Here is a 12,698-nt window from a genome sequence, read left to right as displayed (position 1 = left end):
GACCGAGAAGGCGCCTGACCCTGATGGCCCGGGCATCTTCACTCCCCCGGTCACTGCGCCTCAGCCGACGGTCAACCCGGGCCGCGACGACTACGGCAATTGACCGAACCGTTCGCTCGCTGACCGGGGAGGACCCCGCGGTCAAGTCGCCGATCCAGCCGCCGGCGCAGCAGGCGCCGCCGCCGACCCCGACCCCGACGGCCGCGGTGGTACCGCCGCCGATCCTCAAGGAGGGGGACGACTGCCCGGACTCCACGCTGGCGGTCAAGGGCATCACCAACCAGCCGCAGTACGTCGTCGGCGATCAGCCGAAGTTCACCATGGTGGTCACCAACATCGGCCTGGTCGCGTGCCAGCGCGACGTGGGCGCAGCGGTGCTGGCGGCCTACGTGTACTCGCTCGACAACGAGCGGCTGTGGTCGAACCTGGACTGTGCGCCGTCCAACGAGACGCTGATCAGGACTTTCCAACCGGGCGAGCAGGTCACCACCGAGGTCACCTGGACCGGCATGGGTTCGGCGCCGAACTGCCCGTTGCCGCGGCAGCCGATCGGGCCCGGCACCTACAACCTGGTCGTGCAGCTGGGCAACCTGAGGTCGGCGACGGTGCCGTTCATCCTGGCCCAGCCGGCTCAGGCGCCGGGTGACCTTCCGCCGCAGGGAACCGGCCAACCGCCGGGGCCAATCGGCTGAGTCAGGCCAGCCGGTCGGCGATCGTCGACTCGGCCAGCTGCGACAGGCCCTCCCGGATGTGGCGGGCCCACATCGAGCCGATGCCGTCCACCGATTGCAGGTCGCTGGCGCTCGCCGCGAGCAGCCCCTGCAGTGAGCCGAAGCTGCGGACCAGCAGATCGACATGGGCGAACTGCAGCCGCGGGATGCCCGCCATCGCCCGGTAGCCGCGCGAGCTCATCGCCGAGTCCTGCGCTTCGGCCGTCGACGGGTAGCCGAAAACCCTTGCCAGCGTGGTGAAGTCGAGCAGCTCGTTGTCGGAGAGCGCGTCGAGCTCCTCCAGCGTCGCGGTCACCTGCGCCGACGTCGGCGGGTCGGGGTTGGCGTGGTAGTCGCGCACGATCAACTCGCGGTCGATGTCGTTGTCGCCGACGAGCTCGTCGAGCTGCAGTTTGAGCTGGCGCCCGTCGGTGCCGAGCTCCACGACGTCGGAGTCGATCTCCAGGCTGATGCGGCGCACCATCTCCAGCCGCTGCACCACGGTCATCACGTCGCGCAGCGTCACGAAGTCCTCGATCTCGGCCGTCGACAGCTGCCTGCTGACTTCGTCGAGCCTGGTCTTGTAGCGCTCCAGGGTGTCGATGGTCTGGTTCGCGCGCGACAGGATCGTCGCCGACTCCGGGACCACGTGGCGCTCGCCGGCGACGTAGACGGTGACGATGCTCATCGAGTGGCTCACCGAGATCACCGGGTAGCCGGTCTGGATCGCGGTGCGCTCGGCCGAGCGGTGCCTGGTGCCGGATTCCTCGGTGGGGATCGACGGGTCGGGCACCAGCTGGACGTTGGCGCGCAGGATGCGGCTGCCGTCGCTGGACAGCACCACCGCGCCGTCCATCTTCGACAACTCACGCAGGCGGGTGGGTGCGTAACGCACGTCCAGCGAGAAGCCGCCGTCGCAGATCGCCTCGACGCTGTCGTCGTAGCCGATGACGATCAGCGCCCCGGTGCGGCCGCGCAGGATGCGCTCCAGGCCGTCCCGTAGCGGTGTACCGGGAGCCAGCCGCGCGATCGTCTCCCGCAGCGTCGGGCGCGCGAGCGGCACCACCGTTCGCGGAGCCCGGGCTGTCGTCGACTTCACGGCCACATTCTCTCCACGGTCTGCGCAGGACTGTCAGTTCGCGCCATTCTGGCTGATCCGCCGCAGCACCTGCAATGCCGAGGTGATGTTGTCGGCCGGCAGCACCTGCAGCCCGGCCGGCGCGGACGCCACCCCGGACGGCACCACCGCACACGTGAACCCGAGCCTGGCCGCCTCGGCCAACCGGCGGTCCATGCCGGTCACCCGGCGCAGATCCCCGGCGAGCCCCACCTCGCCGATCGCGATCGCCGTCGTCGGCAGGGCCAGATCGGTGAACGCCGACGCGATCGCCAACGCGACGGCCAGGTCCGACGACGAGTCGGTCAGCCGCATGCCGCCGACCGTGGACAGGTAGATGTCGTTCATGCCGACCGGCAGCCGCGCGCGCTTCTCCAGCACCGCGGTGATCATCGCCGCGCGGGAGGAGTCGATGCCGCTGACGGCGCGCCGCGGGCTGCCGCTGGCCGGCGCTCCGATCAGCGCCTGCACCTCGCCGATCATCGGGCGTTTCCCGTCCAGCGTGACGGTCACCGCGGTGCCCGACACCGGCTTGGGCCGCTGGTCGAGGAACAGCCCGGACGGATCGGACACGCATTCGATCCCGTTGTCGTGCAACAGGAAACACCCGACCTCGTCGGCGGCGCCGAACCGGTTCTTGATGCCGCGCACCATCCGCAGCGACGACGCGCGGTCGCCCTCGAAGTGCAGCACGACGTCGACGAGATGCTCGAGCGACCGCGGGCCGGCGATCGCACCGTCCTTGGTGACGTGCCCGACGAGCAGCATCGCGACACCTGTGGTCTTGGCCGTCATGGTCAACGCGGTGGTGACCGCGCGCACCTGGGTGACCCCACCGGTCACCCCGTCGGCCTCGGTGGTGGACATCGTCTGCACCGAGTCGACGACCACCAGGGACGGCTGCACCGCCTCGATGTGGCCCAGCGCGGTCTGCAGGTCGGACTCCGCGGCCAGAAACACCTCGTCGTGCGCGCAGCCGGTGCGTTCGGCGCGCAGCCGGATCTGGCCCGCGGACTCCTCACCGGACAGGTACAGCGCCCGGCGGCCTGTCGAGGCCCACCGGTGGGCGACCTCCAGCAGCAGCGTCGACTTGCCGACCCCGGGATCACCGGCCAGCAGGGTCACCGAGCCCGGTACCAGGCCGCCGCCGAGCACCCGGTCCAGCTCGCTGACCCCGGTGTGGAAGTGACGGGTGGTCCCGGGGTCGATCGAGCTGATCGGCACGGCGGGGGATGTCGGAGCGACCGCGCGCCGCGTGCCCGAGCCGCCGACCGCGGTCAGCGCGACTTCGTCGACGGTGCCCCAGGTGCCGCAGTCGGGGCAGCGCCCCACCCATTTGGGTGTGACGTGATGGCACTCCGAACAGCGGTACTGCGAACGTACTTTCGAATTTGTCCGGGCCACGCGCTGACCGTAGCCGCCGGCACCGACAGATCGGCGACGCCGCGCGGCCGTGTCGCGCCGGAGGGCGGGTTAGTGCCCTCCGCCGCCGCCGTGGCCGGCGGAGCTGCCCGCCTCTTCCCGGCGCGGGCTCTCACCGGCCGAGAGGGGTACCGGCACGGTCGTCTCGCCGGCGTTCTGGAACGTGAAGGTGAAGTCGTAGGTCAGGCCGTTGGTGATCGGCTTGCTCAACTCCACGGTGGCCTCGGCGGCGTCGGCCGGTTCGACGCTCTCCAGCGCCGAGATCTGGCCGTCGGGAGCGCCGATCAGCAGGGAACCGTTGACCGGGACGTCGCCGCCGCCGGTCAACGTCACCTCGCCGATGTCGGAGGTGATCGAGACGAGCTTGTCGGGAACGTCGGCGGAGGTGTTCGCCGCGACGAACAGCAACTCGACCTCGGTGCCCGGCTGCACGTAGTCGGTGGTCAGGTCGGCGCGGAGGTGGACGTTGCGCAGCGCGATGCTGCCGACGTTGCCGCTCGTGCCGTTGACCGCGGGCTCCTGGGTCGCGGTCTGGGAGACCTGCCCGGCGCCGCAGCCGCTGAGCACGACCGACGCGGCCACACCGCAAGTCGCCAGCGCGGCGACGACAGAAGAGCGCCGTTTGAAGGGGTTCACTGGGGGCCTCCTGCTTAGCCGACGGAGACATTCCCGCCGGGCATCGTGGTTCGACTATGCAGAGTAGTAGGTGATGAATTGCCGCGGTAGCCGAGGTCGGGGCGGATCGGATCACGCCCCCGGCCGAGGCCCGGCGATGCACGGATTCGTTGTGGTGTCAACCCCTGGTGCACACCTTCCGTGCCCCTGACCTGCATCGTTGATCCGCGCCCGATAGCGGCGCGTGTTAACATCGAGGGGTGAAAGGGGCTCGAAACTGATGATTTTCAAGGTCGGAGACACCGTCGTCTATCCACACCACGGTGCTGCGTTGATCGAGGCGATCGAAACCCGGACCATCAAAGGCGAGCAGAAGGAATACCTCGTCTTGAAGGTCGCCCAGGGTGATCTCACCGTTCGAGTACCCGCAGACAACGCCGAATATGTGGGCGTGCGCGATGTCGTCGGGCAGGAAGGCCTCGACAAGGTGTTCCAGGTGTTGCGGGCGCCGCACACCGAGGAGCCGACCAACTGGTCGCGGCGGTACAAGGCCAATCTGGAGAAGCTGGCCTCCGGTGACGTGAACAAGGTCGCCGAGGTCGTCCGTGACCTGTGGCGTCGTGATCAGGAGCGCGGTCTGTCTGCGGGTGAGAAGCGCATGCTGGCCAAGGCCCGGCAGATCCTGGTGGGCGAGCTCGCGCTCGCCGAGAACACCGATGACGCCAAGGCCGCGACGATTCTGGACGAAGTACTCGCTGCAGCGTCCTAGCCGCACCCCGTTGATGCGGCGATGAGTATCCGCGTCGGGCTCGGTACCGACGTCCATCCCATCGAAGCCGGTCGTCCGTGCTGGTTGCTGGGTCTGCTGTTCGACGACGCAGACGGTTGCGCCGGCCACTCGGACGGTGACGTCGCCGCCCATGCTCTCTGCGACGCGTTGCTGTCGGCAGCGGGCATGGGCGACATCGGCGAAGTGTTCGGAACCGATCTGCCGCAATGGCGGGGGGTCAGCGGTGCGGACATGCTCCGGCACGTGCATTCCCTGCTGACGTCGGCGGGTCTGCGCGTCGGCAACGCCGTCGTGCAGGTGGTCGGCAACCGCCCCAAGATCGGCCCGCGTCGTGCGGAGGCCCAACACCTGTTGTCCGAGTTGCTCGGCGCCCCCGTGTCGGTGTCGGCGACCACCACCGACGGACTGGGTCTCACCGGGCGCGGAGAGGGCATGGCGGCGATCGCGACGGCCCTGGTTCTTGGCGATGCGGGTTCTGCCTGAACCGGCCGGTAAGCTGGCCGGTCGTGACCGAAAGCCCCGCAGCTGTCATGCGGCTCTATGACACCTTGTCTGGCGGTGTGCGCGATTTCGTACCGCTGCGGTCCGGCCACGTGTCCATCTACCTGTGCGGCGCGACGGTGCAGGGGTTGCCCCACATCGGGCACGTCCGCAGCGGCGTCGCCTTCGACGTGCTGCGGCGCTGGCTGACCGCGAAGGGTTTCGACGTGGCGTTCATCCGCAACGTCACCGACATCGACGACAAGATCCTCAACAAGGCCGCCGACGCCGGCCGTCCGTGGTGGGAATGGGCGGCCACCTACGAGCGCGCGTTCACCGCCGCCTACGACGCGCTGGGCGTGCTGCCGCCGTCGGCCGAACCGCGCGCGACCGGCCACATCACCCAGATGGTCGAGCTGATCGAGCGGCTCATCGAACGCGGTCACGCCTATACCGGCGACGGCGACGTCTACTTCGACGTGTCGGCGCTGCCCGATTACGGCAAGCTGTCCGGCCACCGGATCGACGATGTCCACCAGGGCGAGGGTGTCGCGACCGGCAAGCGCGACCAACGCGATTTCACGCTGTGGAAGGGCGCCAAGCCGGGGGAGCCGTCCTGGCCGACGCCGTGGGGCCGGGGCCGTCCCGGCTGGCACACCGAATGCGTCGCGATGTGCGAGACCTACCTGGGCTCCGAGTTCGACATCCATGCCGGCGGTATGGACCTGGTGTTCCCGCACCACGAGAATGAAATCGCGCAGGCCGAAGCGGCCGGCGACGGGTTCGCCCGGTTCTGGTTGCACAACGGCTGGGTCACCATGGGCGGCGAGAAGATGAGCAAGTCCCTCGGCAACGTGCTCGCGATTCCGGCTGTGCTGCAACGGGTTCGGGCCGCAGAGCTGCGGTACTACCTGGGCAGTGCGCACTACCGGTCGATGCTGGAGTTCTCGGAGACGGCGCTGCAGGACGCGGCGAAGGCCTACGCGGGCATCGAGGACTTCCTTCACCGGGTGCGCACCCGCGTGGGCGCGGTGGTGCCCGGCGAATGGACGCCGAAATTCGGTGCCGCGCTCGACGACGATCTGGCCGTGCCGGCGGCGCTGGCCGAGGTGCACGCCGCACGGGCCGAGGGTAATCGGGCGCTCGACGCCGGGGATCACGACACCGCGCTGGCGCAGGCGATGTCCGTCCGCGCCATGATGGGCATCCTGGGTGCCGACCCGCTCGACGAGCGCTGGGAGTCTCGCGACGAGACCTCCGCGGCGCTGGCCGCGGTGGACGTGCTGGTGCGCGCCGAGGTGCGCCGCCGCGAAGAGGCCAGGGCCCGGCGCGACTGGGCCGAGGCCGATGCCATCCGCGACCGCCTCAAGGAGGCGGGTATCGAGGTGACCGACACCGCCGACGGTCCCCAGTGGTCACTGCTCGACGGGACGGACAAATAATGGCCGGCAACTCGCAGCGCCGCGGCGCGATCCGCAAGGCGGGAACCAAGAAGGGCCCGACCGTCGGTTCCGGCGGCCAGCGTCGGCGCGGGCTGGAGGGCAAGGGCGCCACCCCGCCGGCGCACAAGCGGCCGCACCATCCCGCCGCCAAGAAGGCCGCCAAGGCCGCGCGGCAGGCCCAGGGCAGGCACAAGAAGACCGACGACACCGAGGTCGTGCTCGGCCGCAACCCGGTGGTGGAGTGCCTGCGCGCCGGGGTGCCCGCGACAGCGCTGTACGTGGCACTGGGCGCCGACTCCGACGAGCGCCTGACCGAGGCCGTGCAGATCGCCGCCGACAAGGGCATCTCGATCCTGGAGGTGCCGCGCCACGACCTGGACCGGATCGCGGCCAACGGCATGCACCAGGGCCTCGCGCTGCAGGTTCCGCCGTACAACTACGCCCACCCCGACGATCTGCTCGCCGAGGCGAAAGCCGATGCGGCCCCGGCGCTGGTGGTCGCGCTGGACAACATCTCCGACCCGCGCAACCTCGGCGCGATCGTCCGCTCGGTCGCCGCGTTCGGTGGCCACGGGGTGCTGATCCCGCAACGCCGATCCGCGTCGGTCACCGCGGTGGCGTGGCGGACCAGTGCGGGCGCCGCGGCGCGTCTTCCGGTCGCCCGGGCCACCAACCTGAACCGCACCCTCAAGCAGTGGGCCGACGCCGGTCTGCAGATCGTGGGTCTGGACGCCGACGGCGACACCACGATCGACGAACTCGACGCGGACGGCCCGGTCGTGGTTGTGGTCGGCTCTGAGGGCAAGGGGCTGTCCCGGCTGGTGAGGGAGAACTGCGACACGATCGTCTCCATCCCGATGGCCGGGCCCACCGAGTCGCTCAACGCATCGGTCGCGGCGGGCGTGGTGCTGGCCGAGATCGCGCGCCAGCGCCGCAGCTGAATTGCGATTTGGGCGTACTTTGTCACGCTCACATTGACCAAGTACGCCGAAATCACAGCGACAGCTGGGTCCACACCCACAGGCCGAGCACCGCGGCGACGAGCGTGAGCGGCGTGGTGCACAGGCCGACCCGGCTGAACTCCGCGAAACCGTCCTTCATGTCCCGGCGGACCACGTTGCGCCACAACAGATTCGCCAACGATCCGACGTAGGTGAGGTTGGGGCCGATGTTCACCCCGATCAGCACCGCGAGTACGGCGGCCGGTCCCGACCCCGTCACCAACGGCAGCAGCACCAGCACCGCGGGCAGGTTGTTGACGACGTTGGACAGCACCGCGGCCACGGCGGCGATGCCGAGGAGGGCCAACAGACCCTGACCGTCAGGGACGACCCGGTTCATCGCCGGGGCCAGACCATTGCGCATCACCGCGTCCACCACGACACCGAGGCACAGCACGAACGCCAGAAAGGGGACGTCGACGGCGGCGGCGATCCTGGTGACGGTGGTGCGGTGGGTGGCCAGTGCCCGCACCCCCAGCACCACCGCTCCGGCCAGCGCCGCCCACGCCGGGGAGAACCCGAGCAGTGAGGTCGCGGCGAAACCGAGCAGGGTCAGCCCGACCACCGCCAGCGCGAACAGGGGCACCTCGACAGGTTCGACGGGCGCGTCCCGTCGCGGACGCACCGTCAGCTCCCTGGCGAAAAGCCAACGGAAGAACACGAATTCGACAAGTATCGCGGCCAGCCACGGCAGCGACATGGCCGCCGCGAAGTGCAGGAACGACAATCCGGCCGCGCTGAAGGCCAGCAGATTCGTCAGGTTCGACACCGGCAGCAGTAGCGACGCGGTGTTGGCCAGGTGCGCGGTGGCGTAGGCATGGGGCCGGGCCGGGACCGCGAGTGTGCGCGCGGTGGCCAGCACGACCGGGGTCAGCAACACCACGGTGGCGTCCAGACTCAGCACCGCGGTGACACCTGCTGCGATCGCGAAAACCGTAGCCAGCAGCCGATTCTGGCCGCCCGAGGTGGCTCGGGCCATCAGCACCCCGGCAGCGTGGAACAGCCCGGCGTCGTCGCACAGCCGGGCCAGCACCAGCACCGCGGCCAGGAAGCCGACCACCGGAGCGAGGCGGCCCACCTCGGTCAGCGCGTCGTCCCAGGAGATGGCGCCGACGGCGATGACGAGACCGGTGGCGGGAACAGCGACGACGGCTTCGGGCCAGCGGTGCGGCCGCAGCAGCGCGAACCCGAGCACCGCCGCGAGCGCGGTGACGGAGACGGTCAGTTCCACGGGGCGGCCGGCTGCCACAGCGTCGGCAGGTGCAGTGCGACACCGTCCTCGGCGGCCAGCCGTGACAGCACCCGCACTGACACGTCCAGGTCGTCCACGGCGAAAGGCAACGCACGCAACGGTTTGTGCAGTGGCCGGAAGAAATCGTCCCAGTGGATCAGCACCACCTGGCGGGCACCCACGGTGCGCACGGTCTGCTCCCAGTACTCGACCAGGTAGCGCTCCGGTTGCAGCCCGAGCTGCCCGACGCCGAGGTACACCGCATCGGCGCGGTGACCGGCCAGCGCACCGGGCAGGTAGCCGGCGCTGCCGACGATCAGCAGCCTGATCCCGCTCGGCCGGTGGTGCACCAGTGTCGACCACGCTTCGCCGCACCGGTACGCCGAGGCGCGGGCCGGGGGCGCGACGGGTGCGGTGATGGCGCCGGGGAACCGGTCCGGCGGGCAGTGGTGGCCCTCGACGAGCGTCATGTCGTAGTTGCCTGCGGTGACCGCTTCGCCCGGGGTGACGACGTCGATCCGGTCCAGCCCGTGGCCGCGGCCGATCTGCGCCGCGGAGCTCCCGCCGATCAGCCGGGCACCGGTCAGGTCGGCGACGACCGCGGAGTCCATCGCATGGTCGAAGTGGGTGTGCACCGGGGTGACGGCGTCCAGGCGCCGTACGCCCAGCCGGGTCAGCGCGGCGTCGATGCGGCGACGGGACGGCCTCAGCGACCGCGTCGCCACGGTGAGAAGGCTTGGCCGGGAGAAGAATCCGTCGGTCATCACCGCCGATTCGCCGTCGTCGATCAGCAGGGTGGTGACGCCCGCCCACGTCACCGTCAACGGAGCCGACGGTGCCGCGGTCGGCAGATCGAAAAACCCGGAGTGGGCCTGCAGGTCAGGCCGCCCGGCCTTCAGGCGCATGACGTCACCTTAAGCGTGGGTCGCGGCCGGTGGTCTGTGGGCTGCTGGTTTATCGGAGCTACTCGGTGTCGATCGCTGTCACCACGCCGCGTCGAGCAGTTCTAAAAGCTCGTCGCGATCGGCGGGGCGAGGCACCTGGGTGATCGCCCAGTCGTCCATCGCGTGATCTACCACTTCGGCCAATACCTCACGCGCAAGGCCGACCTCGCGCAGCTGTGTTGGAACTCCCAGCTCCGCGATGAACTCCCGGACCGCCGCGGCGGCCGACGCGGCGCCGAACACATCGCCGATCGCCGCCATGCGAGTTCCGGTGACTGGTTCGTTGTAGCGCATGGTGTGAGGCAACAGCATTGCCTCCACGACACCGTTCGACGTGGACGTCCGCGGGCCGACGGCGTGCGACAGCGCCTGAGCCTGGTCCAGCTGGCCCTCCGCGGTCAGTGAATCGTTGCCGGTGACCGCACCGGCCACCTCTTTGGCCTTGCCCTTCACGGAATCCACGAAGCTCTTTCGTGTCTGGGCGGCCTTGTCGTCGCTCATCGGCGTCTCCTCGGGATCGTCGTCGAATTGCCGACGTACCCGCCCCGCCGTTGTTTACACCGGCGTGTGACGTATCACCTGGTGGCGCCGTTGACGACCGGTGTGTCGATCATGCCGCGCTCGACACCCCACATGGTGGCGATTGCCCGGTACTCGCCGGTCTCCATCAGGTGCTCCAGCGCCAGCCGCAGCGACTCCGCCAGCCCCGAGCCCTTGGCCACCGGCCAACCGTACGGGGCCGAATCGAAGACGTCGCCTGCCGGTACCAGCTCGCCGCGGCTGAGCTTGATCGCGAAGCCCGTCACCGGCGAGTCGGCCGACATCGCGTCCACCTCGCCGTTGATCAGCGCCGTGGTGACCTCGTCCTGGCTCTTGAAGACCACCGTGTCGACCGGGGCCATCCCGGCGGCCGTGCACTGATCGCTCTTGTCGGGCAGTTCCTCGGTTTGCTGGATCGTGGACTCCGCGACACCGACCCGCAACCCGCACGCCGCGGCGGGGCCCAGCGCGGTGCCGGGCCTGCGGGCCCACTGCGTCCCGGCCTCGAAATAGGTGATGAAGTCGACGATGTCCTCGCGCTCCTTGGTGTCGGTGACCGAGGACATCCCGACGTCGAACGTGCCGGCGGCCACCGCGGGCAGGATCGCGTCGAACGCGGTGTCGCGGTAGTCGGGCACCAGGCCGAGCACCCGCGTCACCGCGTTCATCAGCTCGACGTCGAACCCGACGAGCTGGCCGTCGGCGTTCTTGAACTCCATCGGCGCGTACGGCACGTTCACGCCGATCACCAGCCGACCGGTCTCGCGGATGTCGGTGGGTACGGTCGCGGCGATCTCGGGCACGGCACCGGCCGGAGCGCACCGGCTCACGCAAGGTGCTGCTGGCCGCCGGTGCCGCGACGCTGATCGCGCTGGCCGGGGTGGGGTTGTGGAAGTGGGCCCCGTGGAGCGACGACGGCGAACCGCTGCCGGCCGGTGCCGTGCCCGAGATCGCCGCGACCGTACCCACCGACATCCGCGAGACCGGTCGGCTGGTGATCGGCGTGAACGTGCGTCCGCTGCGGCGCACCGGCGCGTTCAGGGCCCGCTTGGCGGCCTGGGCCAGTTCACCGGCGCTCTGATACCGCTTCGCCGGTTTCTTGGCCATGCCCTTGGCGATGACCTCGTCGAACGCCGCCAGCCGCGGGTCGACGTCCGACGGCCGCGGGATCGGCGAGACCATGTGCCCGGCGATCTGCTGCTCGAGGCTGTCGGCGGGATACGGCCGTGAGCCGGTGAGACATTCGTAGAGCACGCAGGTCAGCGCGTAGATGTCGGAGCGCGCGTCGACCTCGCCGCCCTCGAACCGCTCCGGCGCCATGTAGGCCAGCGTGCCCAGCGTGCTGCCCGCCGTGGTCAGTCCCTCTTCACCCGCGATGCGTGCCAGCCCGAAATCGATCAGGTACACGAAGTCGCGTCCGGAGATCAAGATGTTGGACGGCTTGATGTCGCGGTGGATCAGGCCCAGTTTGTGCGCGGAGTCCAGCCCGTTGGCGACCTGCTCCACGACCGTGACGGCGAACGCCGCGCCGAGGGGCTTCTCGGTCTCCTGCAGCATGGTGCCGAGATTGCGGCCCTCGATGAGGCGCATGTCCAGATACAGGCGGCCGTCGATCTCGCCGTATCCGTGGATCGGCACGACGTGCGGGTCGTTGATGCCTGCGGCGGCCTGGGATTCGCGGCGGAAGCGCGCCTGGAACGTCTCGTCCTGGGCCATGCTGTGCGGCAGCACCTTGATCGCGACCACCCGGTCGGTCTTGGTGTCGTAGGCCTGATAGACCTCGCCCATCCCGCCGCGGCCGATCAGCTTTTCGAGTCGATAGTGCCCGAATGGTGTCGCATTCACCGGTGCTCTCCTCGGCTGCGGCCAAACGGTCTGTCGATCGAATTCACTACTGTTTGCCGGGGCCGCCCGGACGCATGTCAGGTGCATCCCGGCCGGTTGCCCGTTCCAGACCCCCCGGGCTCAGGACGACGCGACTGCGTGCTTCATGGTGCAGCATTCTTACCACGCGGAGGTGACCGACGACACGCTCAGCGACCTGTATCTTGTCGGCGCCATCGTGTCCGACTGGTGGGATTGATTCACGTTCGGCATGAATGGTCGGGGAAATAGTCTTGGACAGGCATGGATTTGCCCACCTACCGTCGAAGGCATGACTGCGACGATCCCCGGCACCACCGGTTTCAGCGGCCAGATGCTGATCGCCGGCACCCCCGTGCCCGGCACCGGCAAGGAGGTCCGGGCGTTCGACCCCGCCGTCGGCACCGCCCTCGATGTTGGCGGCGATCGCCTCCAGGAAGCAGGCGCGCTGCTCGGAGGTGGTGGACCGGTAGGCGGCGAACGCGTCGGCGGCCGCGGCGCAGGCGGCGTCGACGTGCGTGGCGTCGCCGTGGCGATACGGCG

Annotated in this window: 11 protein-coding genes and 2 pseudogenes; 6 read left to right on the top strand and 7 right to left on the bottom strand. The window is 69.6% G+C overall.

All coding sequences use genetic code 11. The annotated features are described in order from the left end of the window. A partial coding sequence (locus tag ASJ79_RS08510) for a hypothetical protein (RefSeq protein WP_231750786.1) occupies positions 1-692 on the top strand: 692 nt, incomplete at its 5' end. 1 nt (position 693) lies between these two features. Here ASJ79_RS08510 and disA read toward each other — a convergent pair. From disA to ASJ79_RS08495, 3 genes are all read right to left on the bottom strand, one after another. Next, complete coding sequence (disA, locus tag ASJ79_RS08505; RefSeq protein WP_197420131.1) at positions 694-1,776, bottom strand: DNA integrity scanning diadenylate cyclase DisA; 1,083 nt, start codon at positions 1,774-1,776, stop codon at positions 694-696. Between the two features lie 66 nt (positions 1,777-1,842). After that, positions 1,843-3,231, bottom strand: coding sequence for a DNA repair protein RadA (gene radA / locus ASJ79_RS08500; RefSeq protein ID WP_067954272.1), 1,389 nt, complete (start codon positions 3,229-3,231; stop codon positions 1,843-1,845). Between the two features lie 69 nt (positions 3,232-3,300). Continuing rightward, positions 3,301-3,885, bottom strand: coding sequence for a hypothetical protein (locus ASJ79_RS08495; protein ID WP_067954271.1), 585 nt, complete (start codon positions 3,883-3,885; stop codon positions 3,301-3,303). 259 nt (positions 3,886-4,144) lie between these two features. On the opposite strand from ASJ79_RS08495, the gene carD reads away from it, so the two are divergent. From carD to rlmB, 4 genes are read left to right on the top strand one after another with little or no spacing between them, the layout of a single operon-like run. Beyond that, positions 4,145-4,633: an RNA polymerase-binding transcription factor CarD gene (carD, locus tag ASJ79_RS08490; RefSeq protein WP_067954270.1), complete on the top strand. Its 489-nt coding sequence runs from the start codon at positions 4,145-4,147 to the stop codon at positions 4,631-4,633. Between the two features lie 21 nt (positions 4,634-4,654). After that, positions 4,655-5,137 carry a 2-C-methyl-D-erythritol 2,4-cyclodiphosphate synthase gene (ispF, locus tag ASJ79_RS08485; RefSeq protein WP_067954269.1) on the top strand — a complete coding sequence of 161 codons (483 nt, stop codon included), beginning with the start codon at positions 4,655-4,657 and terminating at the stop codon, positions 5,135-5,137. Between the two features lie 47 nt (positions 5,138-5,184). Further along, complete coding sequence (gene cysS, locus ASJ79_RS08480) at positions 5,185-6,576, top strand: cysteine--tRNA ligase (protein ID WP_067954268.1); 1,392 nt, start codon at positions 5,185-5,187, stop codon at positions 6,574-6,576. Further along, on the top strand, positions 6,576-7,517 hold the full coding sequence (gene rlmB, locus ASJ79_RS08475; protein WP_067954267.1) for a 23S rRNA (guanosine(2251)-2'-O)-methyltransferase RlmB: 942 nt from the start codon (positions 6,576-6,578) through the stop codon (positions 7,515-7,517). Before cysS ends, rlmB begins: the two co-directional genes overlap by 1 nt. Positions 7,518-7,569: 52 nt before the next feature. On the opposite strand, the gene ASJ79_RS08470 is transcribed toward rlmB, so the two are convergent. The 4 genes and pseudogenes from ASJ79_RS08470 to ASJ79_RS08455 all read right to left on the bottom strand — a co-directional run bounded on the left by ASJ79_RS08470 (position 7,570) and on the right by ASJ79_RS08455 (position 12,137). Next, on the bottom strand, positions 7,570-8,808 hold the full coding sequence (locus tag ASJ79_RS08470) for an SLC13 family permease (RefSeq protein ID WP_067954274.1): 1,239 nt from the start codon (positions 8,806-8,808) through the stop codon (positions 7,570-7,572). After that, positions 8,799-9,713: an MBL fold metallo-hydrolase gene (locus ASJ79_RS08465; protein ID WP_067954266.1), complete on the bottom strand. Its 915-nt coding sequence runs from the start codon at positions 9,711-9,713 to the stop codon at positions 8,799-8,801. Before ASJ79_RS08465 ends, ASJ79_RS08470 begins: the two co-directional genes overlap by 10 nt. A 78-nt stretch (positions 9,714-9,791) precedes the next feature. Then, the gene (locus ASJ79_RS08460; protein WP_067954265.1) at positions 9,792-10,253 is read right to left on the bottom strand and encodes an iron-containing alcohol dehydrogenase; all 462 of its coding nucleotides are present in this window, start codon (positions 10,251-10,253) and stop codon (positions 9,792-9,794) included. 74 nt (positions 10,254-10,327) lie between these two features. Then, positions 10,328-12,137, bottom strand: a pseudogene (locus tag ASJ79_RS08455) (transporter substrate-binding domain-containing protein). 310 nt (positions 12,138-12,447) lie between these two features. Between ASJ79_RS08455 and ASJ79_RS08450 the strand changes: the two are divergent. Further along, positions 12,448-12,698, top strand: a pseudogene (locus ASJ79_RS08450) (hypothetical protein); the annotation flags it as partial.

This window comes from Mycobacterium sp. NAZ190054, from assembly GCF_001545925.1.
Classification (GTDB): Bacteria; Actinomycetota; Actinomycetes; order Mycobacteriales; family Mycobacteriaceae; genus Mycobacterium.
The sequence above is the reverse complement of the archived record's forward strand: the minus strand, read 5'-3'. Positions and strand labels throughout refer to the sequence as shown.

Coding starts and splice junctions, on each gene's coding strand:
- carD (WP_067954270.1), top strand. CDS start 4,145: ATGATTTTCAAGGTCGGAGACACCGTCGTCTATCCACACCACGGTGCT.
- ispF (WP_067954269.1), top strand. CDS start 4,655: ATGAGTATCCGCGTCGGGCTCGGTACCGACGTCCATCCCATCGAAGCC.
- cysS (WP_067954268.1), top strand. CDS start 5,185: ATGCGGCTCTATGACACCTTGTCTGGCGGTGTGCGCGATTTCGTACCG.
- rlmB (WP_067954267.1), top strand. CDS start 6,576: ATGGCCGGCAACTCGCAGCGCCGCGGCGCGATCCGCAAGGCGGGAACC.
- ASJ79_RS08465 (WP_067954266.1), bottom strand. CDS start 9,713: ATGCGCCTGAAGGCCGGGCGGCCTGACCTGCAGGCCCACTCCGGGTTT.
- ASJ79_RS08460 (WP_067954265.1), bottom strand. CDS start 10,253: ATGAGCGACGACAAGGCCGCCCAGACACGAAAGAGCTTCGTGGATTCC.